Raw genomic sequence first — 23,230 nt, forward strand, 5'->3', positions numbered from 1 at the left:
CCGCAGGTGCGGTGGCGCGCAATTTGCTATTTTATCTTCCCGTTCACCACATTTGTGACATACATCACATTAAAACCCAACAAGCCACAGGGCTTTATGCTTAGCGACAAAGGCCAATTCCCCGTATTCCCAGGTGAAAATGGTTGGCGTGAGCGGCGTTGTAGTCCGGCCCCAGGCCGTTGCCATAATATTGACAGCTCGCGCTGAGCAGCGCCCGCAGCCACGTTGCGCTTTCTTCCTGCTTCCAGCCGCGCAGAACGGTAACGTGTCGCCCGTCGGCGAGAATAAAGCCGCTGATATCCAGGGCCTCTGCGCTCGCATGTTCGCTACGGCGTGCATCAGGGCGATGGTAAATGTTGCGGCAGGCATAGCTGCCGAGATGCTCGATCCGGGTCAGCCGGCTTTCCATCATACGTTCCGTTAAGGGTGCAGCCTGCTGAGCGACATACAGCGCGGAACGCAGTGCTAACGGACAGGAGGCAAGGAAGCTGCTGCTCAGTTTGACTGCACCAAAATCCCGCACCCGTACTACGTCGGTTAAGGGACATTCGCCAGCGCTGTCGGCTACGGACTGCGACGTGATCAGCTTCTGCTCGTTTGCCTGTTGCAACAGCGTCTGACAGCGCGCTGGCGTCAGACGTTTAAGCTTAAATTGGGTAAGCCAGTTTGGCGGATCGGATAACTCAAGCGGGGCGAGCGGGTCATAATAAGACGGCAGATAGCGATATCCCACGCCACACGCCACGCTCAGAATCATCATCGTCAGCCAGACTTTTCCTCTCACGCATCCTCCCGTGTAATTCTCCCTAACATTATGGCAGAAGCCCGCGAATCCCTCGTTTTGTCGTGGTAATGTATACGCTTTGCGTTCGAAGGAATGGGTTTAAGATGGCAAAGTTGCGGGTAGGAATCGTATTTGGTGGTAAATCAGCGGAACATGAAGTGTCATTGCAATCGGCAAAAAATATTGTCGATGCCATCGACAAGACCCGCTTTGAGGTCGTGCTGTTAGGCATTGATAAGCAAGGACAATGGCACGTCAGCGATGCCAGCAATTATCTGCTCAATGCCAACGATCCTGCGCATATTGCGCTGCGTCCTTCTGCGACCAGCCTTGCGCAGGTTCCGGGCAGACACGAGCAACAGTTGATTGATGCGCAAAATGGTCAGCCGCTGCCGACCGTAGACGTGATTTTCCCGATTGTGCACGGCACGCTGGGTGAAGATGGCTCACTGCAGGGAATGCTGCGCGTGGCGAATCTGCCCTTCGTGGGTTCCGACGTGTTGGGTTCAGCCGCGTGTATGGATAAAGACGTCACCAAACGCTTGTTGCGTGATGCCGGACTGACTATCGCGCCGTTTATTACGCTGACGCGAGCCAACCGCAACACGATAAGCTTTGCCGAGGTAGAAGCCCGTCTTGGCCTGCCGCTGTTCGTTAAGCCCGCCAATCAGGGATCGTCTGTCGGCGTTAGCAAAGTCACCAGCGAAGCGCAGTACGCGCAGGCGGTCGCCCTCGCCTTCGAATTCGATCACAAAGTGGTGGTGGAGCAAGGGATCAAGGGGCGCGAGATCGAGTGCGCGGTGTTGGGTAACGATCATCCGCAGGCCAGTACCTGTGGCGAGATCGTGCTCAACAGTGATTTCTATGCCTACGACACCAAATACATTGATGATAACGGCGCGAAAGTGGTGGTTCCTGCGGCGATTGATCCGCACATCAACGACAAAATCCGCGAGATCGCCATTCAGGCGTATCAGGCGCTGGGCTGCGCTGGCATGGCACGCGTCGATGTCTTTTTAACCGCCGACAATGAGGTGGTGATCAATGAGATCAACACCCTGCCAGGCTTTACCAACATCAGCATGTATCCGAAACTCTGGCAGGCCAGTGGCTTAGGTTACACCGACTTGATCACCCGCTTGATCGAACTGGCGCTGGAACGCCATGCTGCAGATAACGCGCTGAAAACGACAATGTAATCTGCACTCCCCGATAAGCCTGACTGCGGTTTGTTGTCAGGCTTACGCCGCGTCATCCTCCACACGACGACGAATAATCAATCCTGCCAGCCAGAAACTGACGATCCAGGTCACCAGCCCCACGGCATAGGTTTGCCAGCCCCTGGCTTCAAACCCCAATAGCCCGACAACGCCGTTCAGAATGAAAATCAGGCCGATAGCAAAGGCGTAGTAGTGCCAGTCACGGCGAATTTTTAAAGGCAGGTTCATGGAAACTCCGCAGCGAAAAAAACGTATCGTCGCATATTACGGGAAACCGGTCTGTGTCGTGTGCGGAATTTCTTAAATGTTGCCAAATTTAATTTAAGGTAACCAATTTGTGACAACTGACAAAAATCTGCAATCCAGGATTCATCCCAGACTGAAATTACCATCATTCTGATATTGACAAACGCGATGACCTGTCACACTCACGGTAAGTTACTGGCATGGTGTCAGAGATGCAGAATTACTCGCGGAGGTCATTTATGGCTGATTTCACTCTCTCAAAATCCTTGTTTAACGGGAAACATCGAGAAACCGCCTCTACGCCAGGCAATATCGCTTATGCCGTGTTTGTTCTGTTCTGTTTTTGGGCCGGGGCGCAGATCCTGAACCTGCTGGTTCACGCGCCTGGCGTATATGAACATCTGATGCAAGTGCAAGAGACAGGACGCCCGCGCGTAGAGATTGGGCTGGGCGTCGGCACCATCTTTGGTCTGGTGCCGTTTCTGGTCGGCAGTCTGATTTTCGGCGTCATCGCCGCCATTCTGCGCTGGCGCTACCGCCGCCAGTAATGGCCAGGCGGTTATTGCCCCATGCACTTCGCACGACGATCGTCGACCCGTTTTGCAAACCATGCCGTGGTGAGATTACGGGTGATTTTCGGGCTTTCCAGTTGAATACCGGGCAGCATTTCACGCGGTAATCTCTTCCCTGTCTTTGCTTCAGCAAGCGTAAACACCTTTTTGTAAAGCGCCGTTTCTTCAAACGCCAGACTGTCGCCTTTCTCCAGCTGGCGACGGATCGCGCTTTCGCTGAGATCCAGTTTTCCCGCCAGTTTACGCACCGCCAGCTCCGTTTTACCGGCGTCTTTACTGCCGTAGGCGATCAGGTCGCCATCCAGCGCCAGTTTGACGCCGCTGGCTTTACTGACTGCGTTCTGAAACGCGGCGTTTCGACTGGCATACCATCCGGCGTTGAAGTCGGCAAAGCGGAAAATCGGCGCGCTGTAGTTGGCCGGGTAATTGAGCAAATGGTAGGTTCCGAACCAGAGTCCACCGCGACGGCTGAACACTTCCTGGCGCACCGTTCCCTCCATCTTCCACGGATATCCTTTGCTGTGCTGCTCGGCAAACGCAATGCTGACCTGCATCGGACCACCGGTATGGACCGGATTCAGCGAACCGAACAGCGTCTGCCCCATCGGCACCATATTAATAAAGTCATCGAAAATGGCGCTGAGCTGTTTTTCCGTTTTTACTGTGTCCAGACGCTCGCTATAGCTTTTCCCGTTCGGGGAGGTGATTTTCAGCGCGGTATGCACCAGGAAAACCGGAATATGCATCCGTTCGGCGCGCCGGTCTATCTCCTTCCAGGCAATGTTGTTCAATCCCGGAACGGCGGGATCGGCCTGATAGTTGGACTCCTGCTGCGCGACCGCCAGCACCGAACAGATATTTTCCACCGTCGGTGCCAGCTTCTGGCTTTCAAAGGTTTTGGCGATATCCTGCGCCCAGGCGTCCCGATCCTTCACGCTGGCCGGCATTTTCTGGCGCACCACGCTCGCGACATCGACCGGTTTCTCGCCTTTTTTGAGCGGTTGCGAAGGCTGACTGCTACATCCCGCCAGCACCAGTCCGGCCAGCAATGACAAAGGGTAAAGACGAGACACCGCCGACATAACGTTTCCTTTTGTTAACCAAGTGTGTGGGTGACAGCCTGAATATCCCGCTCGTCCAGTTCACGCTCAAAACTGCGCAGACGTTTATAGATAGACATCAGTTCAACCAGCGTTGTCCAAGAGTTGATCAGGTACTGGAACGCGCCCCGCACCTGGCTAAAGACGTTGGTAATTTGCGTCATCAGACCCAGGGTAATCGTACCGGCAACAATCGACGGAAACAGCAGGAACAACCCGAAAACGTTGTCCACCTGCAGGTAGAGAATGCGCGCGATATTAAAATACATGTAGTGGAAATAGAGACGGAAATAGTTCTGGCGAACCGCACTGAACAGCTCACGAACCGTCGGCGGCGTGGCGCGGTTGGCATCATCTTCCCCGTATACCAGCTCTTTACGATAAGCCGCTTCCACCCGCTGATTTTTAAATTCCAGTCCCGGGAGCTTGATCCCGACTACCGCCAGCATACCGGTGCCCATCAGTGACCAGACGATCGCCGCAATCACCAGGCCATAAGGCACATGGCCGACTATCGGCAGTTCGGGCACGTGCGGAGAAAGCGCAACCAGCACCGGCAGGAAGGCGATTAGCGTCATGATAGCGTTAATAAAGCTCACGCCCATGCTTTCCAGCGTTGAGGCAAAACGCATGGTGTCTTCCTGCACACGCTGCGCGGCCCCCTCGATATGGCGCAAATGCTGCCACTGCGCCATGTAATATTCGTTCATCGCCGTACGCCAGCGGAACACATAGTGGCTGACAAAAAAGTTGTTCAGCACGCTAATCACCACGGCAATCAGCGCGATACCAAGAAAGATCCCCAGTTCGTTATAGAACTGGCTCATGGTGACCTTATGTGGTGCGCTGAGGGCGGTCTGGATCAGATCGTAAAATGGCGCATACCAGGCGTTGACGGCCACCCCGACTTCAACGAGAAACCAGGTGACGAAGATAATCAGCGAGGTGCCAAGAATTGACCAGTACTGCCAGCGATGCGGACTGTAGAGAAACCAGAACAGCGCAAACAGCCCGACGCAGAGCACGTAGTAGGCATAAAAAATCAGGTAGCTCGGCGACCAGAAACGGGCGGCGCTGATAGGCACGGCGCCCGTTGCGCCAGTCATCCGCGCAACCCAGTCCCCACCACCGGCTTGCCAGAAAATAACCGCGACTATTGCCCAAATAAAAGCCGAAAGGAAAAAAGGACCCGGCTTTGGGAAAAAAGACTTAAACATGATGCTCTCCTGCTAACTTCTTATCGTTATGACAACTGCTGTGCTTCTGCCGCTGCGCGGACTAAAAATAAACGATCACAACAGGCGAAACCGCCCATTGTGACCAACATGGCGACGCTTAGTTCGTTTTCCAGTCCTGAAGAATTGTTTCGACGGGTTTCACACGTACCGGATTGCCCGGCACGATCAGATTGCGCCAGACATCATTATGGTGCGCAATCAGCGTCTGGGCAGGTGCAGCCGCGCGATGTGCGGTGGTGTGGGCATCTTCCGCAACCGTAATGCGATAACTCCGGCTGGCACCGTTTCTGATGGTGGTATCGACACAATAGTCCGTCGCACAGCCGCAGATGACAAAGTGTGAAATCGCCTGCTCGCGGAGCAACTGTTCGAGCGCCGTTTTGTAAAAAGCATCACAGGCGGTTTTCGTAACATATTTGGCGTTCACGGGTGTCTCCAGTTCAGGCAGCAGCGCAAACCCCGCGCTCCCCTCCTCCAGGCCACCCGCCTCGGTGTGTTGAATAAAAATCGTGAGATCGGCTGCCCGCGTCAATTGATTGATACGTTCCACACACGCATCCCGATTAATACGCGGCGTGGCAAACACGCCGATTTGCATATCAACAACCATCACAACCCGTTTTTCAGACATCGTCAGCCCCATCCAAGAGTGGTAATGAAAGATTATTGCACGCCCCGGATCACAAAAGCGGACTTTCTTTCGCGGCAAAAACGCTACGTTTACGCGTCGTTACGTTTTTCTCACTATCCTTGCTCTAATTAGCGCTTTGCAACAGGCGGTACAGTAGTATAAATACGCTTAGTTTTTTACTCTCATTCATGGACACCACCGTTGAAACGTAGTCTGCTTTTTTCTGCCGCGCTGTGTGCGGCGTCATTGACCTCAGTCCAGGCGGCTCAGCCTGTTGCCGAACCGGTTTTTGCGTCTGATATTGTCGAACGTTACGCCGAACATATTTTTTATGGCAGCGGCGCGACGGGGATGGCACTCGTCGTGATCGACGGAAACCAGCGTGTTTTTCGCAGCTTCGGTGAAACCCGTCCGGGCAATAACGTTCGTCCGCAGCTGGATTCGGTGATTCGCATTGCGTCACTCACCAAACTGATGACCAGTGAAATGCTGGTCAAACTGCTCGATCAGGGCACCGTAAAACTGAACGATCCGCTGAGCAAATATGCCCCCGTCGGCGCGCGCGTACCGTCGTATGAGGGAAAACCGATCACGCTGGTCAACCTGGCGACGCACACCAGCGCACTGCCCCGTGAACAACCCGGCGGCGCGGCAAAGCGCCCGGTATTTGTCTGGCCGACGCGTGAACAGCGCTGGAGCTATCTCTCCACGGCGACGTTAAAAGCCGCTCCGGGTTCACAGGCGGCCTATTCCAATCTGGCGTTCGACCTGCTGGCGGATGCGCTGGCAAACGCCTCCGGCAAACCCTATGCCCAGCTTTTTGAAGAGAAAATCACCCGCCCGCTGGGCATGAAAGACACGACCTATACTCCCTCTCCCGATCAGTGCAAACGTCTGATGGTCGCGGAGAAAGGGGCCAGTCCGTGTAATAACACGCTGGCAGCCATCGGCAGCGGCGGGGTTTATTCAACGCCGGGGGATATGATGCGCTGGATGCAGCAGTATCTTTCCTCTGATTTTTACCAGCGCAGTAATCAGGCCGACAGAATGCAAACGTTGATTTATCAGCGCGCGCAGTTAACGCGGGTAACCGGTATGGATGTCCCCGGCAAGGCCGATGCGTTGGGCTTAGGATGGGTCTATATGGCGCCGAAGAATGGACGCCCGGGCATTATTCAAAAGACCGGCGGTGGCGGAGGGTTCATTACCTATATGGCAATGATTCCGCAAAAAAATGTGGGTGCGTTTGTCGTTGTCACTCGCTCTCCGCTCACCCGCTTCACAAGCATGAGCGACGGTATTAACGAACTGGTGGTTGAACTGAGCGAAAATACACCGCGCGAGGTTCCTGCGTCTTAATTAATAATCAGAAGGCAAACGGTTTATTCCCACCAGTTTGCCTTTATTCATTTCGATGTAGCCGCCTTTTCGTAACGCCGCAAGGACCTCTGCTACCACGGAACGCGAAATTTGCGTGCGCTGATGAATATAACTCATCACCCCAATTTTTGAGCGTAAACCTTCATCCCACTCAATCATCGAGAAAAGGGTGGTTCGGATCTGTTCGTAGGAATTATTACCAATTAACTGGCGATCGCGCTGCTGCAGGATACGGTTCTGCCAGGTCAGCCAGTAAAACGCCTCACGCCATAGCTGATATTATTCAATAATATCAATAGCTTGTGAAGACTGCAGGTGATAGCCTGAACATACTCCCTCGCTGATGAGATCATAATGAGCATCATTTTTCATCACCCCATTGCTCAATCCCATAATGAAAGGGGCCTGGGCGATACCCACAAGAATATGTTCATTACGTCTTAATGAGATAATCCCCTCCAGAATCACTACCGTCGTGTCGGGATTCTTTTCAGTGGAATAAAGAAGATGTTTTGCATGGACATATTCAAAACGTGTCCCAAATTTTGACAACGACTTATCAAGCTGAGCAAATTCTTTTAACGGTTTATTCAGAGATAACATCTGCGCGTTCCTTGCAGTAATGCCCGCCAAATTCTTGACGGGCATTTTTTAGATTAACGACGCGATATCCATTTCCGTAAGGGAAGGATTACCAGGTATATTTAACGCCTGCGTTAGCCGACCAGTCCTGATCAACATCGCCGCCGCCAAGGTAGTTCGCATCGGTATACGCGCTGAAGTTCTTGGTAAAGCTGAACTGCGTACCCAGCCCAACGCGAACCGCTGAACCTTTGGTGCCATTGTCGATTGAATCGCCGTTGACATCCGCATGGTTGCCCTGATCGTCATACACGTACGCCAGTTTGAAGTAAGGCGTCAGAGCCTGATCCTGGCTATAGGTGAAGGTATAGCCCGTATCTACACCCAGTTCATAACGCATGCTGTCGTAAGACTGACCATCAAGATGCATGTCGTTGCTCAAACGATAGTCGTCACCAGACTGGAACAGACCTGACACGCTGCCATACGGCGTAACATAACCCGCGTCACCCACTTTCCAGTCGTAGCCCACTTTCAAACCGAAGCCCCAGGCATCTGTTGACGTGTTGCCATCGACATACTGACCGTCACTCATATTGGCAGACAGATCGTTGTTGAAGTGAGAGTAGCTCAGGTTGCCATCCACAAAGACGTCATTGGCAAATCGGGCAGAGGAGTACAGGTAAGCAGACTGACTATCCTGATCTACCTGGCCGGTATGGTCGCTCATGTCGCCTTTAGCGAAACCGGCTGCCGCACCAACAATCCATTTAGCGTTGTTACCATCAACTTTAGTATCCACACCCACCATGATGCCGTTGACATCCTGGTCGTAATTGATGGTGCCATTGTCGCCGCTGAAACCGCCGCCGAAGTAGCTTACCCATGCGCCGCCGTTATCCGCCAGACCGTGGCGAGAGTTGGTCAGACGTGTTCCAACGGTATCCTGCTCCAGGTTCCAGGTATTGGTGTTCGCAGACGGGATGCTCAGCGCCATATTGGCATAGTCAGTCAGCTCCATCTGTTGCATAACAACCGTATTACCCTGCTGCTGAGCCTGGTACGTGTACGCCCCCAGGTCTGCTTTATTGGCCGCAGAGAAAGTCGCGGTGCTGTTCTTATCGTTAACGTAGATCAGCTCTTTGCCTTTGTAATCGGCAATGGAGCCTGCACCCGTGGCGTTATCGATACGCACTTTGTAGTTACCGGTTGCCGCCGCAATGCCGTCGCCCGCGTTATCCACTTCAGACAGATCAGCGGTGTAAGCATCACCGTTACCATTAATCGTCAGGTGACCATCGGAATTCATGCCGATAACACCGTAACCATAGTTTGACTTGCTGGTGTCTGCAGTGCGATCGTTGACCAGATCAGCGTTCAGAACGTAGTTGTTGCTGTGAATGTCAAATACACCGGCATGCACATTGCCACCCGCATCGGTGGTGCTGGTCAGATTCAGGGTATCCGTCTGCAGCGCATAGTCCGCGCTGTTACCGACATCCAGAACACCGTCGTTTGTGACCTTAATGGTGTTGGCATACAGCGCAGCATCACCCACGCTCCAGCCTGAAGCCACATCATCAGCAATAGTCACGGTACTGTTGTCAACCGTCAGGGTATCTGTCGCGACATGACCATCTTCGTTAATGTTCAGCGCTGCGCCACCGGTCAGGCCAATGGTGTCAGAAACCAGCGATGAATCGCCGACGTTCACCACAGAACCGCTGTTGATGCTCAGCGTATCAATCAGAGAGGTTTTGGTGGTATCCCACTGTGAACCATTCTTCAGCGTGACGTTGAACAGACCGCTTTGATAAACCTCTTTCCCCACAACATGACCATTTTCGTCATAGGCGGTGTCGCCGTTATCAATGCCATACGTTGAGGTCGGCCACAGGCTGTTAGACGCGATATCAATCAGCGTAGCAGTCGCGTCAGTACCCGCAGCAACGCTGTCATACACACCGTCGCCATCGGTATCGACCTGGTGGACGGACATCGCCGCACCCACCCATTTACTACCGTTATCTAATGTCAGATCCAGACGATCGGTGCCATCCCAGCCGTTGGTATCCACATTTGCATCGGTATCACGATAGCTATCAGCGCCGTTCGGGAAGAAGTTTTCGTCAAAGTTGCTGGAGAAAACCACATCGCCCATCAGCGTAGAATTACTGAAAGTTGCGGTGGTCTGCATCGCATTGTCTGCCGCCGGATTTGCAATCACAGCTAATGCAATATCATCTGCGGTGTTTGTACCGCTGTAATCGCTGGCGTTACCGTTATTGCCGAACCAACCCGTGGTGCCTTCGTCAGACAATGAGCCTGAGGTCACGGTAGAGTCCTTCACCGTAATGGTGTTATTGAACACTTCATTGCTGTTTACGCCAGTGCTGACGGTATTATCGTCAACATCCTGCCATTCATAACCCTGAGTCAGGGTAATACCGGCAACATGGGAGTTGTTGCTGATAGCCAGGTCAACTTCCTGATCCAGGGTGATCGCGGTGCCCAGGTTGTAGACATCAACAACATGCGTATCTGCAGTGCCGTCGGTATGGGTGCCGTTGTAAGTATAATGTTCGTAGTTGTCGTCGATAGTTGAGTTATCAACGGTCAGCGCCAGACGATCATAAACATAGCCGGTCGCATCACGTCCGGCACAATCCTCCGTCATGCACTGTGAGGTAATCATTCCGTGAACAGTACTGTTTTTAATCGTCAGGCTGTTACTGTTGGTGTTGGTCGTCAGACCATCATCCAGATAGTACGTTGAAATCACACCGTTAACGGTCGCGTTATTGATGACCGGATAGATGTCTCCGTTATACACGCTATCGGTGCCGTAGTTATTCCAGCCGACATAGCCATCGTAGTACACACCATCCGCATAAGTCGCGTCGTTAAGGTGTTCAAAGGTGGTGTACGTCTTGCCAGAAATATCAGTTGAAGCATTCGCCTGAGAAGTGATTGCCAAAGTGCAGGCTAATGCTAATTGTGAGACTACAAGTTTCTTTTTCCAGGAGTGCATTTGTCATCCCTCCTCAGGGACGTAATAGTGTTGATCCATCAATATCAATGCATAGAAAACATTATGTTTCGCGAAGAAGATTATGCGGTGTCCACAATGAAAGGTTCAATTATTCTTTATCCGTAGTCCGAAAACGGACAATAACAAAAACCAGGAAAACACTCAGTTGAAAAATAAAAAAATTACTTATAAATCAATGCAATAAAAAGGAAAAAGACAAGGATACATATAATAAATCAATACTTAATGCAGCGAGCATTGATAATAACGAACAAATAAAAAACCAGCCAACCTAAATAAATAAAAACTCAAATAAATAGATATTCAAAATAACCAAACGAATAACAATCACACTTTCAAATATGAATTTTTAGCTATTCATATTAAAAAATTGCCATGCGATTTCTTTTATTTATTAATAAAACAAAACAATAAGGCCCATTTTCGTAAAACACTCGTCCGCGGCTTCAGGTATACTATGGCCTTCACTTTCACAAGCATCAGGCATCCCATGACAGACTTAATCCATCGCCCTCGCCGTCTGCGCAAATCTGCAGCGCTACGTGCCATGTTTGAAGAGACAACACTCAGCTTGAACGATCTGGTGTTGCCGATCTTTGTTGAAGAAGAACTCGACGACTACAAAGCGATTGAGGCCATGCCCGGCGTCATGCGCATCCCGGAAAAACACCTGGCGCGCGAGATTGAGCGTATTGCCAACGCCGGTATTCGTTCCGTCATGACCTTTGGCATCTCACACCATACCGATGACACCGGTAGCGATGCCTGGAAGGAAGACGGTCTGGTGGCGCGGATGTCGCGTATCTGCAAGCAGACCGTACCAGAAATGATCGTGATGTCAGACACCTGCTTCTGCGAATATACCTCCCACGGCCACTGCGGCGTGCTGTGTGAACACGGCGTCGATAACGACGCCACGCTGGCAAACCTGGGTAAACAGGCGGTTGTCGCGGCCGCCGCAGGCGCAGATTTCATCGCCCCTTCCGCGGCGATGGATGGTCAGGTGCAGGCGATTCGCCAGGCGCTGGATGCCGCAGGCTTTACCGACACCGCCATCATGTCCTACTCCACCAAATTTGCCTCGTCGTTCTATGGTCCGTTCCGCGAAGCGGCGGGCACGGCGCTGAAAGGCGATCGCAAAACCTACCAGATGAACCCGATGAACCGCCGTGAAGCGATTCGCGAATCGTTGCTTGATGAAGCACAGGGCGCGGACTGCCTGATGGTGAAGCCGGCGGGAGCCTATCTTGACGTACTGCGTGACATTCGTGAGCGCACAGAGCTGCCGCTCGGCGCGTATCAGGTCAGCGGCGAATACGCGATGATCAAATTTGCCGCTATGGCAGGCGCCATTGATGAAGAAAAAGTGGTACTCGAAAGCTTAGGCGCTATCAAACGCGCAGGCGCGGATCTGATCTTCAGCTACTTCGCACTGGATCTGGCAGAGAAAAAAATCCTGCGTTAAGTTTTCCCTGAACATGCCGGGTGGCCTCGCCATCCGGCCTTTCCCCAAAACGTCACCCAAACGTCATACCAGCGACACTTACCGCTTCTACTGTCAGCACAGGAAGAAGGAGGTGTTGTGATGTTCAGTCTCGATAACGTACTCAGCGACCTTTGGCCCGAGGCGAGAACCACGCCCTGGCAGAAAAAGGTGTTACAACGCGTATTGTATGAAAAAGAGTTCCAGCTGTTTGCCGCCCGCCATTGCCATCTGAAAGGCGTGGATATGGTGGAACAAGTCCTGGAACATCTCCAAATACGTTGTGAAATCCCCGAGCACCACATTGAAAACATCCCCGAAAATGGCCCTCTGATCATTATTGCCAACCACCCTACCGGGGCGCTGGATGGACTGGCGCTCATCTATGCCCTCTCCCGCGTACGGCGCGACATCAAAGTGGTGACTAACCGGCTGCTCTCCCATCTGGAACCTTTGAGTTCGTTGTTTATCCCGGTCGATAATATTCAGGGACGCACGCCCAAATCGTCGTTACAGCAAATGGATAGCCATCTGCAGACCGGCGGCGCGCTGGTTTTCTTCCCGGCAGGGGAAGTTTCGCGTCTCACGCTAAAGGGAATCGCTGAACGCCGCTGGCACTCCGGGTTTATCCGCATGGCAGAAAAGTACCGGACGCCGCTACTGCCGGTACATATTCAGGCCTATAACAGTCCGCTGTTCTATGCCAGCGGACTGGTTTCTTCCCGCGCCACGCTGCTGCTGTTAATGCAGCAAATGTTTCGCCGCCGTGGCAGCACGCTACCCGTACGTATAGGCCAGCAAATTGCCTGGACGCAATGGTCTACCAGCAAAAGCAGCGTGCGCGAGCAGGCGGAAAAGTGCCGGGAGCACGTGATTGCGCTGGGCAAAGGCCGACCAGGTCTCTTTCGTACCGAATCGACAATCGCCCCGCCGGAAAACAGAGCGCGACTGAAACGCGAGCTGGCACAGGCGGAATGTCTGGGAATAACCGCCGACGGTAAGCACATTTATCTCTGGCAGCGCAACGGGCAAGAGGAAGCGACGGTCCTGCGCGAGCTGGGACGACTGCGTGAAATCGCCTTTCGCGCTGTGGGTGAAGGGAGCGGCAAGCGCAGAGATATCGATCGCTACGATGATGACTATCTGCATCTGATCTTATGGGACGAGGAGGATCTTGAGATCGTCGGCGCTTACCGGTTTATCCCCTGCGCACAACAACTGGAAAAGCAGGGGCTGGATGGACTCTACAGTCACAGTCTGTTTGATTACGATGAGCAGATGGCGGACATCATGAAACACGGTATTGAACTGGGACGTAGCTTTATTCAGCCGCGCTACTGGGGACGTCGCGGGCTGGATTATCTCTGGTCAGGAATCGGCGCATACCTGGCGCGTTACCCGCAGTATCGTTACCTGTTCGGACCCGTGTCTATCTCCGGAGGATTACCGCCGGATGCGCGCGATCTGCTGGTTGCCTTCTATCGTCTGTGGTTCCCGCCCACGCATCCGCTGGCCGTCTCACGCCAGCCGTATCCCGCTTCGCTACCGGATGTGCTGGCGCAGTTTACCGGTAGCGACTACGCCGACGATCTGACGCGGCTGAAGTCGCTGCTGGGAAATCTGGGCTGCGGTATTCCCCCACTCTATAAGCAATACTCAGAGCTCTGCGAACCCGGCGGCGTACAGTTCATCGATTTCGGCAGCGATCCGGATTTTAACCACTGCGTAGATGGCCTGGTATTGGTGGATTTGACCCGTCTGAAGGCCAACCGTTATCAGCGCTATATTGAGGCACATTTATCACGCCATTGCCCGGTGACGTGACGCGTACCGGGCCGACAATGACATACCGGCCCGAGGCGGAAATTACGGCGCTCGATAAAACGGTTTATCCCCTAAAATCGTGGCCCGGTGCATAATACGCCGCTGCGGCAGGTAATCGGCGTTCGCATAATGCTGCGTCACACGATTATCCCAAATCGCCACATCATTCGGCTGCCAGCGCCAGCGCACCTGGAATTCCGGTTTCGTAATATGCGCAAACAGAAAGCCAAGCAGCGCCTCACTCTCTTTCTCCGTGACGTCAACAATGCGCGTAGTGAAGCCTTCATTCACAAACAGCGCCTGTTTACCACTGATCGGATGGGTTCTTACCACCGGGTGCACCAGCGGCGGATGCTTTGCCACCGCTTCACGCCAGCGCTGATGCTCTTCCTCTGTTTTGCGGTATTTGTATTCCTGGAAGGACTTGCGGAAGTCATGCTCCGCCCGCAAACCGCTCAGCAACTGACGAAACGGCTCCGACAACGCCTCATACGCCGCAATGCCGCTGGTCCACAGCGTGTCGCCCCCGGTTGACGGCAACGCTTTTGCCGCCAGAATCGCCCCGGCAGGCGGTGTCTCAATAAACGTCACGTCGGTGTGCCAGTTGTCATTATCCGGCGGATTATCATTGTGGGTATCCAGCACGATAATCTCCTCGACGCCCTCCGCATGCGGATAGACCGGATGGATATGCAGATCGCCAAAGCGCTGGGCCAACGCCCGTTGCTGTTGTGGCGTAATGGCCTGTTCGCGCAGGAACACCACCTGATGGCGCAGTACCGCGTGATAAAGCTGCTCAAACTGATTGTCGCTCAGCGGGCGAGTCAAATCCGCCCCGGCGATCTGTGCGCCGATGTACGGCCCCAGCGGGGTAATGCTCAGACGTTCACTCATTGGATTCTCCATGCCAGGGCGTCAGACGGCGCTGAAGCGCACGCAGACCCAGTTCTAAAATAAAGGCGATAATCGCAATCACCGCGATCCCCGCCAGTACCACGTCGGTCGCCAGAAACTCACCGGCCGACTGCACCATAAACCCTAACCCCCGCGTTGCCGCAATCAGCTCCGCCGCCACTAGCGTCGACCAGCCCACGCCAAGTCCGATGCGTAATCCGGTGAGGATCTCCGGCAGCGCGCCTGGCAGGATCACCAGCCACAGTACCTGCGCCCGGCTCGCGCCCAGCGATCGGGCGGCGCGGATCCGTACCTGCTGCGCGCTCTTCACGCCCGCCAGCGCCGACATGGCGACCGGGGCAAAAATTGCCAAGTAGATCAACAGGATCTTGGACGTTTCGCCAATCCCGAACCAGATAACCATTAATGGCAGATAAGCCAGCGGCGGCACCGGACGATAAAGCTCGATGATCGGATCGAGAATGCCGCGTAGCGTCGGACTGAGCCCCATCGCAATCCCGACCGGAATACCGAACGCCACCGCAGCCAGCAGCGCCAGCACGATGCGGGTCAGGCTCGCGGCCAGATGCTGCCACAGCGTGGCATCCATAAATCCTTGCGGACCAGCGATGGTGATAAGCTTTTGCATCACCTGGTCCGGCGGCGGCAAAAACAACGGGCTTATCAGCTGCAGCGCGGCAACCGTCCACCACACCGCCAGAATCAGCGTTAGCGTCGCCAGGCTCAGCGTAATCTGGCGCGAGAACGGCCAGCGCCATCTCAGTGGCCGTTGGCGCGGTTTGTCGTTGATCACCACACTCATGAGAAGGCCTCCCGTTGTTCAAAGACGCGGCTTAAGACATATTCGCGGGTCGCGATAAACTGCGGATCGGACTTAATGCTGCGGCTCGCTTCGCCTGCCACAAAGCGCCGGGCAAAGGTCAACGGCAGACGCTCCAGCACCCGGCCAGGTCCTGGTGACAACAGCACCAGTTCGGTCGCCATAAACACTGCTTCTTCAATATCATGCGTTATCAGCAGCACCTGCTTGCCGGTCTCATGCCAGAGTTTCAGCAGCAGGGTTTGCATCTGTTCACGAGTAAAGGCGTCCAGCGCGCCAAAGGGTTCATCCAGCAGCAACAGCCGTGGGTTCGCCGCCAGCGCGCGGGCAATGCCAACGCGCTGGCGCTGACCGCCGGAAAGCTGCCAGATGAAGCGTTTTCCCGCGCCTTCCAGCCCCACTTTTTTCAACATATCCTGAGCGATGCTGACACGCTGCGCTTTCCCGATGCCCGCCAGTTGCAGACCCAACGCGACGTTATCCTGCACGTTGCGCCACGGCAGCAGCCCTTCGTGCTGAAACACCACGCCGCGCTCTGCCCCCGGCCCGTCAACGCGTTTTCCCGCCAGCTGAATGCTGCCGTGTTGATACGGTACAAATCCGGCAATCAGGTTCAGCAGCGTTGTTTTGCCACATCCCGAAGGCCCCAGCACCACCAGCAGTTCACCGCTGTCGAGCGTCAGATTGATATCTTCCAGCGCCGGTTTACCACCGTAATCGGCGTACAGATGAGAAAGTTGCAGCATCAGCGCCTCCTTTATTGCACGAAGCGGTCGGTGACGTACTGGCTGTAATCGCTTGCCACCGCAGGCACCTTGCCCTGCTCTTTCAGAAACTGCGCGGTGTCGATAATCGCTTTGTTCACCGGTCCGGTTAGCTCAGCCGTCTGCTGCTGGGGAGTGAGATAGGTATTGCCTTTTACCAGTCCCGGCACATCGGCTTCCGGAACGCCGCTCAGACGCGACAGCTTGCTGATGTTCTCCGGTTGCTTCAGCCATTCGTCGGGATTGGCGATATAGGACTGCTGCGCGTCGATGGCGCTTTTCGCGAAGGCTTTCACTACCTCCGGATGCTTCTCGGCAAAGTCTTTGCGCACGACCCACACATCCAGCGTCGGTGCGCCCCACTCACCGACTTTTTCCGAGTCGGTCAGCACCTTGCCGTCTTTTTCCAGCGCGTTAACGGCAGGTGCCCAGACGTAGGCACCATCAATATCTCCGCGCTGCCAGGCGGCGATAATCGCTGGCGGCTGCAGGTTCACAATCTCCACCTGACCGGGTTTAATCCCCCAGTGTTTTAACGCGGCCAACAGGCTGTAGTGGGTGGTGGAGATAAACGGCACCGCGATGCGTTTGCCGATCAGATCCTCGGGTTTACCAATCGTTTTTTTCACCACCAGCGCTTCGGAGTTACCGAGTTTTGACGCCAGCAGGAAAACCTCGATCGGCACCTGTTGACTGGCGGCGACCGCCAGCGGACTGGAGCCGAGATTACCGATTTGCACGTCGCCGGAGGCCAGGGCGCGCACAATACTCGCGCCGCTGTCGAATTTACGCCAGTCGACGGTGGCCCCGCTTTCTTTGGCGAAGGTGTTATCCGCCTGGGCCACTTTTGCCGGTTCAGCGGAGGTTTGATACGCGACGGTGACGTTCACCGCCTGCGCCTGAAAGGTGATGAATGCCAGTGCGGCAAGAAGTGTATTACGCGATGAAACGGCCATAGTGTCTGCTCCCCTGTCTTGTTATGGAGGCAGTATTTCGTTATGGCCGGATTTGATAAAGGAATTAAAAATTCTTGCTAAGAACAAAGCGTTTTTAGAAAAAAAGTGGGAATGGTTAGTTGGGATATGACTTTCATGTCACCGTATCAAACGGTTCCGTTCGCCTTGTATTTCTAACCGTGGAACAGACGTTGTCATGTCACTTCATCAAAGGGTTCCGTTCGCCCTACGAACCGTGATTCTCTGGACGTAAATTTCCCGCGAACGTGTTAAGGAGGCTCATCGCCGCCTCCTTAACAATCCTGGCTCCCGGCAGGAAAATTGTCGCTTCGCGATACCCTCCGCTTATTCCTCCAGGCTACCGGGCCGGGCGCGACTCAGCATCCCTGCTTCGCGCGCCCTGAACCCGCATCCCTGCGGGTTCTCCCGGCCCTCCGGAAACACGTCGGCAATTTTCAGCCGGACCCATCCACACCTGACCATCTCTGCGGTTTGCTTTTTTTACAGCGAAATGAATTTACCTGAAGAGCAGAGAATCGAAGCGGTGCCATTGGTCCGGCGTGAAAATCGATGAGCTGTTGACGGCTGCCCGGGTCCGCCCGCAGGGAAGCGGGCGGAGGGGTCGGCCTGCAGGGATGCAGGCTCGACCCCGACCCGAAAGGCAGACGACATAAGGCGAATGGACCACGAAGTGGCGATTTTCCTTGCCGGGAGCCGGGATTGTTAAGGGCGTGGCGGAGAACGCCCTTAACACGTTCGCGGGTGAGTAAGTTCCAAAGAAGCAATAGTCATAAAGCGAACGGAACCCTTTGATGAAGTGACATGGAAATGCCTGAAATCTTTCCCGGGCCCCTTTAATGAAATGACATGAAAACACATACCACCAGCGCCCCCAAATATTGCCATTTTGTTACATTCATTACATAACTGTACCTGATTGATTGCCAGCGCAGCGGCGCCAGGCATCATAGGATCATTATCCGGCAAGAGAGCAAAATCATGATACGTGTGGTGCTGGTGGACGACCATGTGGTGGTGCGTTCCGGCTTTGCGCAGTTACTCAGTCTCGAAGAAGACCTCGACGTCGCAGGCCAGTATAGCAGCGCGGCGGAAGCCTGGCCTGCGTTGTTGCAGGACGACGTTAACGTTGCGGTGATGGACATCGCCATGCCGGACGAAAACGGTCTGAGCCTGCTGAAACGCCTGCGGGCCCAGAGGCCGCAATTTCGCGCCATTATTCTTAGCATCTATGACACACCAGCCTTCGTGCAGAGCGCGCTGGATGCGGGAGCCAGCGGTTATCTGACCAAACGCTGCGGGCCGGAAGAGTTAGTGCAGGCCGTCCGTTCCGTTGGACTCGGGGGACATTACCTCTGCGCGGATGCGCTGCGGGCGTTGCGTGGTGGAGAACCGCCATCACCGGTACTGGAAGTTCTGACACCACGCGAACGGGAAGTGTTTGATTTACTGGTCAAAGGCGACAGCGTTAAGGAGATTGCCTTCAAACTCGATCTCAGCCATAAAACGGTCCATGTCCATCGCGCCAACGTGCTGGGCAAGCTGAACTGTCACAGCACCATCGAGCTGGTTCATTTCGCTCTCGACCATCAGTTACTGGCGGGGCATTGATGTCGCACAACCTCCGCCACGTCGTCATTTCACTGTTTATTGTGCTGGCCTGGGGTACCGGTTGGCTGATGCTGTGGACGCTTGGTTTTTATCTGACCCACAACGGCCAGCAGGCGGCCCTGTTCCTGCCGCACGGCGTCTACCTGGCGCTGCTGATCCTGCTTTCACGCCGCTACTGGCTCGCGCTGGTGCTGCCACCGATGATGATGATGTTCTGGCTGCACAGCGAGCAACTGCTCAATGGTTATATTCTGCTGACCACACCGCTTATCAGCATGATTCCCGCCAGCCTCGCACAGACTTTCTGGTACCGTTTCCCTCTTTACTGGCAGCGGCTGACGCTGCTGCTGTCCACGGTAACAGCCGCCTCATTGCTCAACGCCGCTCTGCTGTCGCCGTTTGTCAAAAGTCCGGCGATGCTGCTCGGGCTGGCGTCCTTTACCGGTGGCGTGCTACTGACGCCGTTCGTTTATCTGATCTTCGAGTTTCTGCGCCAGCAGCATCGCTATCACCTGCTGGGTCTGGACACCAATAACCCGCCGCTGCGTACCTCGCTCATCATCTGGTGCAGCCTGTTTTTTATCATTGGCATTGGCACCCAGATGGTGCTGTCGCCAGAGATTGAACGCCTGCTGTTGATTGTGGTGTTTCTGCCCAACGTGGTGATGGCGTGGAAATTCGGCTGGCAGGGTGGCGTGCTCTCGGGGCTACTCGGCAGCATGATGATCACCATCGCCCGCCAGATTGGCGTGGGCTTCAGCAATCTGATTGAACTGGAGATTTTTCTCGCGACACAGTCACTGCTCGGTATTGGTCTGGGGATCGCCATCAGTCGTCAGCAGCATCTGGCGCAAAACCTGCACCATTATCGCCGGCGTCTGGAAGCTGAACTGGCGGCGCGGCGCGCGCTGGCCGAAAAACTGGTGCATACCGAAGAGGATACGCGCAAGAGCCTGGCGCGCGAACTGCATGACGAGATTGGGCAAAACATCACCGCCATTCAGATCCAGTCGCAACTGGTAAAACGGGCGCACGATCCGGCGCAAGCCCAGGCCGCCGCCAGCCAGATCAACGATCTCGCCCGGCGAATCCATCACTCCACCCGCCAGTTGTTGCGCCAGCTTCGCCCACCCGCGCTGGACGAACTGTCGTTCAAAGAGGCGCTGCTCCACCTGCTCAACGAGTTTGCCTTTACGGAACGCGGCATTCACTGCCAGTTTGACTATCAGCTTACCACCATGCCCGAGAATGAAACGGTGCGCTTCACTCTCTATCGACTGTTACAGGAGTTGCTCAACAACATCTGTAAACACGCCGGGGCCAGCGAAGTACGAATTGTTCTGCGTCAGCAGGGAGATATGCTGCATCTGGACGTGTCCGACAACGGCGTGGGGATCAGTGCAGACAAGATAGCCGGTTTTGGCATTCAGGGAATGCGCGAGCGGGTCAGCGCCCTCGGGGGTGAACTGGCGCTGGAATCGCGGCACGGTACGCGGGTAAGTGTTAACTTGCCCACAAATTTGCAACAAATCGCCTTCTGACCAGGAAAAAGTCTTAGTCACTCCGGACTTTCTCTCATCCCCTTTCGGTTTCTCTTTCTTATAGTCAACAAAACGGAGACGGCTATGCACGCAGGCGCAGCAACTGACATCACACAACGTTACCGGACGCTGCGTCCCCGGCTGCTGATGTACATGGTCATCGGTTACGCCGCGTTTTACCTGACGCGTAAAAGCGTTAACTACGTGCTGCCAGCGCTGCAAACCGATCTCGGGCTGGATAAAAGTGACATCGGTCTGCTGGGTTCCCTGTTTTATCTGACCTACGGCCTGTCGAAATTTACCGCCGGGTTGTGGCATGACAGCCACGGACAGCGTTGGTTTATGGGCGCGGGACTGTTCGCTACTGGCCTGTTGAACGTGGTGTTTGCTTTTGGCGAGTCGCTGACGCTGCTGCTGGCAGTCTGGACGCTGAACGGTTTTTTTCAGGGCTGGGGATGGCCGCCCTGTGCTCGCCTGCTGACCCACTGGTATTCGCGTAACGAACGCGGCTTCTGGTGGGGCTGCTGGAATATGTCTATCAACATTGGCGGGGCGATTATCCCGCTGATTAGCGCCTTCGCCGCCCACTGGTGGGGCTGGCAGGCCGCAATGCTGATGCCAGGGATAATTAGCATGGCGCTGGGAATGGGGTTAGCGCTGCAACTGAAAGGCACGCCCCAGGAAGAGGGGTTACCGTCCGTCGGCAACTGGCGTAACGATCCGCTGGAGCTGCGCCAGGAGCAGCAGAGTCCACCGATGGGACTGTGGCAAATGCTGCGTACCACGATGCTGAAAAACCCGATGATCTGGCTGCTGGGCGTTTCGTATGTACTGGTCTATCTGATCCGCATTGCGCTTAACGACTGGGGCAACATCTGGCTGACGGAAAGCCACGGCGTCAACCTGCTCAGCGCCAACGCCACGGTGATGCTGTTTGAAGTCGGCGGACTCCTCGGCGCGCTGTTTGCCGGCTGGGGGTCGGACCTGCTGTTTAGCGGTCAGCGGGCGCCGATGATTTTGCTGTTTACGCTGGGCCTGATGGTCTCTGTCGCCGCGCTATGGCTGGCACCCGTTCATCATTACGCCCTGCTGGCTGTCTGTTTTTTTACGGTGGGCTTTTTTGTCTTTGGTCCACAAATGTTGATTGGTCTGGCGGCGGTGGAATGCGGGCACAAAGCGGCTGCAGGCTCAATCACTGGTTTTCTCGGCCTGTTCGCCTATCTGGGGGCAGCGCTGGCGGGCTGGCCTCTGTCGCTGGTCATTGAACGCTACGGCTGGTCGGGGATGTTCAGTTTGCTCTCGGTCGCCGCCGTACTTATGGGTTTACTGCTGATGCCGCTGCTGATGGCGGGCATCACCACCACTCTCAGTCAAAGGATAAAACAATGAAAATGACCCTTACCTCTACTCTGATTGCCTCCGCCGTTGCGCTGGCGACCTTATCGGGCGCCGCACACGCGAAAGGGCGTCTGGTGGTGTATTGCAGCGCCACCAACGAGATGTGCGAAGCGGAAACCAAAGCCTTTGGGGAAAAATATGACGTGAAAACGTCGTTTATTCGCAACGGCTCCGGCAGCACGCTGGCGAAGGTTGATGCCGAGAAGAAAAACCCGCAGGCTGACGTCTGGTACGGCGGCACGTTGGATCCACAATCTCAGGCCGGTGAAATGGGTCTGCTGCAGCCGTACAAATCCCCTAACCTGGAACAGGTCATGGAGAAATTCCGCGATCCGGCGAAAGTGAAAGGCAACCTCTCGTCAGCGGTCTACGTGGGGATCCTCGGTTTTGGCGTCAACACTCAACGTCTGAAAGAGAAAAACCTGCCGGTGCCGAAATGCTGGAAAGACCTGACCAAACCGGAATACAAAGGTGAAATTCAGATTGCCGATCCGCAAAGCTCCGGTACGGCCTACACCGCACTGGCCACTTTCGCCCAACTCTGGGGTGACGATCAGGCCTTTGATTACCTGAAACAACTGAACGCCAACGTCTCGCAGTACACCAAATCCGGTATTGCCCCGGCGCGTAACGCGGCTCGTGGCGAAACCGCCATCGGCATTGGCTTCCTGCATGACTACTCGCTGGAAAAAGAACAGGGCGCACCGCTGGAGCTGATCTCTCCGTGTGAAGGTACCGGTTATGAAATCGGCGGCGTCAGCATCCTGAAAGGGGCACGTAACCTCGACAACGCCAAACTGTTCGTCGATTGGGTACTGTCAAAAGACGCCCAGGAACTGGCGTGGAAGAAAGGCAAGTCCTATCAGATCCTGACCAATACCACCGCCGAAACCTCGCCGAACTCGCTGAAGCTCGACGACCTGAAGCTTATCAACTATGACATGGATAAATACGGTTCAACGGATGTCCGTAAAGCGTTGATCAATAAATGGGTCAGCGAAGTGAAGATGGGTAAATAAGCCCACACGATGACTTCCTGACGTTAAGGTTACGTAGGCCGGGTAAGGCAACGCCGCCCCCCGGCAATCATCGTCA

The 23,230-nt window shown here is 54.7% G+C and carries 19 protein-coding genes and 1 pseudogene; 9 read left to right on the plus strand and 11 right to left on the minus strand.

Features of this window, described 5'->3' with window-relative positions:
* Positions 1-100: 100 nt before the first annotated feature.
* Positions 101-760: an extensin-like domain-containing protein gene (locus OGW13_RS09510; RefSeq protein ID WP_090048886.1), complete on the minus strand. Its 660-nt coding sequence runs from the start codon at positions 758-760 to the stop codon at positions 101-103.
* 128 nt (positions 761-888) lie between these two features.
* Here OGW13_RS09510 and ddlA point away from each other — a divergent pair, with 128 nt between their 5' ends.
* Entirely contained in the window at positions 889-1,983 is a 1,095-nt protein-coding gene (ddlA, locus tag OGW13_RS09515; protein WP_043001636.1) for a D-alanine--D-alanine ligase, read from the plus strand.
* 42 nt (positions 1,984-2,025) lie between these two features.
* Here ddlA and OGW13_RS09520 read toward each other — a convergent pair whose 3' ends face one another.
* The gene (locus OGW13_RS09520; protein WP_043001637.1) at positions 2,026-2,232 is read right to left on the minus strand and encodes a DUF2754 family protein; all 207 of its coding nucleotides are present in this window, start codon (positions 2,230-2,232) and stop codon (positions 2,026-2,028) included.
* Positions 2,233-2,489: 257 nt separating this feature from the next.
* Here OGW13_RS09520 and OGW13_RS09525 point away from each other — a divergent pair, with 257 nt between their 5' ends.
* The gene (locus tag OGW13_RS09525; RefSeq protein WP_043001638.1) at positions 2,490-2,798 is read left to right on the plus strand and encodes a YaiY family protein; all 309 of its coding nucleotides are present in this window, start codon (positions 2,490-2,492) and stop codon (positions 2,796-2,798) included.
* An 11-nt stretch (positions 2,799-2,809) separates the two neighbouring features.
* On the opposite strand, the gene OGW13_RS09530 is transcribed toward OGW13_RS09525, so the two are convergent.
* The 3 genes from OGW13_RS09530 to OGW13_RS09540 form a co-directional block, all read right to left on the minus strand.
* Entirely contained in the window at positions 2,810-3,904 is a 1,095-nt protein-coding gene (locus OGW13_RS09530) for a DUF1615 domain-containing protein (RefSeq protein ID WP_043001639.1), read from the minus strand.
* Positions 3,905-3,918: 14 nt separating this feature from the next.
* Positions 3,919-5,139 (minus strand): peptide antibiotic transporter SbmA, encoded by a 1,221-nt coding sequence (gene sbmA / locus OGW13_RS09535; protein ID WP_043001640.1) that lies wholly within the window; start codon positions 5,137-5,139, stop codon positions 3,919-3,921.
* Between the two features lie 118 nt (positions 5,140-5,257).
* Complete coding sequence (locus tag OGW13_RS09540) at positions 5,258-5,791, minus strand: isochorismatase family protein (protein WP_043001641.1); 534 nt, start codon at positions 5,789-5,791, stop codon at positions 5,258-5,260.
* Positions 5,792-5,992: 201 nt separating this feature from the next.
* Here OGW13_RS09540 and ampH point away from each other — a divergent pair, with 201 nt between their 5' ends.
* Entirely contained in the window at positions 5,993-7,150 is a 1,158-nt protein-coding gene (gene ampH, locus OGW13_RS09545; protein WP_044259053.1) for a D-alanyl-D-alanine-carboxypeptidase/endopeptidase AmpH, read from the plus strand.
* On the opposite strand, the pseudogene iprA reads toward ampH, so the two are convergent.
* Positions 7,151-7,774: pseudogene (iprA, locus tag OGW13_RS09550) on the minus strand (hydrogen peroxide resistance inhibitor IprA).
* A gap of 88 nt (positions 7,775-7,862) precedes the next feature.
* Positions 7,863-10,784: an autotransporter adhesin EhaB gene (gene ehaB / locus OGW13_RS09555; RefSeq protein WP_044259058.1), complete on the minus strand. Its 2,922-nt coding sequence runs from the start codon at positions 10,782-10,784 to the stop codon at positions 7,863-7,865.
* A 511-nt stretch (positions 10,785-11,295) separates the two neighbouring features.
* Between ehaB and hemB the strand changes: the two genes are divergently transcribed.
* The gene (gene hemB / locus OGW13_RS09560; RefSeq protein WP_043001645.1) at positions 11,296-12,270 is read left to right on the plus strand and encodes a porphobilinogen synthase; all 975 of its coding nucleotides are present in this window, start codon (positions 11,296-11,298) and stop codon (positions 12,268-12,270) included.
* A 120-nt stretch (positions 12,271-12,390) separates the two neighbouring features.
* Positions 12,391-14,112 (plus strand): bifunctional ornithine lipid synthase OlsF, encoded by a 1,722-nt coding sequence (olsF, locus tag OGW13_RS09565; protein ID WP_043001646.1) that lies wholly within the window; start codon positions 12,391-12,393, stop codon positions 14,110-14,112.
* 42 nt (positions 14,113-14,154) lie between these two features.
* Here olsF and tauD read toward each other — a convergent pair whose 3' ends face one another.
* From tauD to tauA, 4 genes are read right to left on the minus strand one after another with little or no spacing between them, the layout of a single operon-like run.
* A complete protein-coding gene (gene tauD, locus OGW13_RS09570) occupies positions 14,155-15,006 on the minus strand; it encodes a taurine dioxygenase (protein WP_044328384.1) in 852 nt (283 codons plus the stop codon).
* Entirely contained in the window at positions 14,999-15,829 is an 831-nt protein-coding gene (tauC, locus tag OGW13_RS09575) for a taurine ABC transporter permease TauC (protein ID WP_287116004.1), read from the minus strand. Before tauC ends, tauD begins: the two co-directional genes overlap by 8 nt.
* Complete coding sequence (gene tauB, locus OGW13_RS09580) at positions 15,826-16,593, minus strand: taurine ABC transporter ATP-binding subunit (RefSeq protein WP_109739927.1); 768 nt, start codon at positions 16,591-16,593, stop codon at positions 15,826-15,828. The genes tauC and tauB overlap by 4 nt, the downstream gene beginning before the upstream one ends.
* An 11-nt stretch (positions 16,594-16,604) precedes the next feature.
* Positions 16,605-17,567 (minus strand): taurine ABC transporter substrate-binding protein, encoded by a 963-nt coding sequence (gene tauA / locus OGW13_RS09585; protein WP_043001650.1) that lies wholly within the window; start codon positions 17,565-17,567, stop codon positions 16,605-16,607.
* A gap of 999 nt (positions 17,568-18,566) precedes the next feature.
* Here tauA and OGW13_RS09590 point away from each other — a divergent pair.
* Genes OGW13_RS09590 through OGW13_RS09605 form a run of 4 tightly spaced genes read left to right on the plus strand, consistent with a single transcriptional unit; the run spans position 18,567 to position 23,154 of the window.
* Entirely contained in the window at positions 18,567-19,196 is a 630-nt protein-coding gene (locus OGW13_RS09590) for a response regulator transcription factor (protein WP_043001651.1), read from the plus strand.
* Complete coding sequence (locus tag OGW13_RS09595; RefSeq protein WP_109739925.1) at positions 19,196-20,737, plus strand: MASE1 domain-containing sensor histidine kinase; 1,542 nt, start codon at positions 19,196-19,198, stop codon at positions 20,735-20,737. Before OGW13_RS09590 ends, OGW13_RS09595 begins: the two co-directional genes overlap by 1 nt.
* 60 nt (positions 20,738-20,797) lie before the next feature.
* On the plus strand, positions 20,798-22,126 hold the full coding sequence (gene uhpC, locus OGW13_RS09600) for an MFS transporter family glucose-6-phosphate receptor UhpC (protein WP_224267591.1): 1,329 nt from the start codon (positions 20,798-20,800) through the stop codon (positions 22,124-22,126).
* Positions 22,123-23,154, plus strand: a complete 1,032-nt coding sequence (locus OGW13_RS09605) for an ABC transporter substrate-binding protein (RefSeq protein WP_043001654.1) — start codon at positions 22,123-22,125, stop codon at positions 23,152-23,154. Before uhpC ends, OGW13_RS09605 begins: the two co-directional genes overlap by 4 nt.
* Positions 23,155-23,230 lie beyond the last annotated feature (76 nt).

The sequence above is a fragment of the Citrobacter sp. Ca225 genome (assembly GCF_030337175.1).
GTDB classification, from domain to species: domain Bacteria; phylum Pseudomonadota; class Gammaproteobacteria; order Enterobacterales; family Enterobacteriaceae; genus Citrobacter_A; species Citrobacter_A amalonaticus.

Excerpts from the sequence above, each read along its gene's own strand:
- OGW13_RS09540 (WP_043001641.1), bottom strand. The coding sequence starts at position 5,791 with ATGTCTGAAAAACGGGTTGTGATGGTTGTTGATATGCAAATCGGCGTG.
- tauD (WP_044328384.1), bottom strand. The coding sequence starts at position 15,006 with ATGAGTGAACGTCTGAGCATTACCCCGCTGGGGCCGTACATCGGCGCA.
- OGW13_RS09520 (WP_043001637.1), bottom strand. The coding sequence starts at position 2,232 with ATGAACCTGCCTTTAAAAATTCGCCGTGACTGGCACTACTACGCCTTT.
- OGW13_RS09605 (WP_043001654.1), top strand. The coding sequence starts at position 22,123 with ATGAAAATGACCCTTACCTCTACTCTGATTGCCTCCGCCGTTGCGCTG.
- tauB (WP_109739927.1), bottom strand. The coding sequence starts at position 16,593 with ATGCTGCAACTTTCTCATCTGTACGCCGATTACGGTGGTAAACCGGCG.
- OGW13_RS09530 (WP_043001639.1), bottom strand. The coding sequence starts at position 3,904 with ATGTCGGCGGTGTCTCGTCTTTACCCTTTGTCATTGCTGGCCGGACTG.
- OGW13_RS09525 (WP_043001638.1), top strand. The coding sequence starts at position 2,490 with ATGGCTGATTTCACTCTCTCAAAATCCTTGTTTAACGGGAAACATCGA.
- hemB (WP_043001645.1), top strand. The coding sequence starts at position 11,296 with ATGACAGACTTAATCCATCGCCCTCGCCGTCTGCGCAAATCTGCAGCG.
- olsF (WP_043001646.1), top strand. The coding sequence starts at position 12,391 with ATGTTCAGTCTCGATAACGTACTCAGCGACCTTTGGCCCGAGGCGAGA.
- OGW13_RS09510 (WP_090048886.1), bottom strand. The coding sequence starts at position 760 with ATGATGATTCTGAGCGTGGCGTGTGGCGTGGGATATCGCTATCTGCCG.
- OGW13_RS09590 (WP_043001651.1), top strand. The coding sequence starts at position 18,567 with ATGATACGTGTGGTGCTGGTGGACGACCATGTGGTGGTGCGTTCCGGC.
- tauC (WP_287116004.1), bottom strand. The coding sequence starts at position 15,829 with ATGAGTGTGGTGATCAACGACAAACCGCGCCAACGGCCACTGAGATGG.
- sbmA (WP_043001640.1), bottom strand. The coding sequence starts at position 5,139 with ATGTTTAAGTCTTTTTTCCCAAAGCCGGGTCCTTTTTTCCTTTCGGCT.
- tauA (WP_043001650.1), bottom strand. The coding sequence starts at position 17,567 with ATGGCCGTTTCATCGCGTAATACACTTCTTGCCGCACTGGCATTCATC.
- ddlA (WP_043001636.1), top strand. The coding sequence starts at position 889 with ATGGCAAAGTTGCGGGTAGGAATCGTATTTGGTGGTAAATCAGCGGAA.
- OGW13_RS09595 (WP_109739925.1), top strand. The coding sequence starts at position 19,196 with ATGTCGCACAACCTCCGCCACGTCGTCATTTCACTGTTTATTGTGCTG.
- ehaB (WP_044259058.1), bottom strand. The coding sequence starts at position 10,784 with ATGCACTCCTGGAAAAAGAAACTTGTAGTCTCACAATTAGCATTAGCC.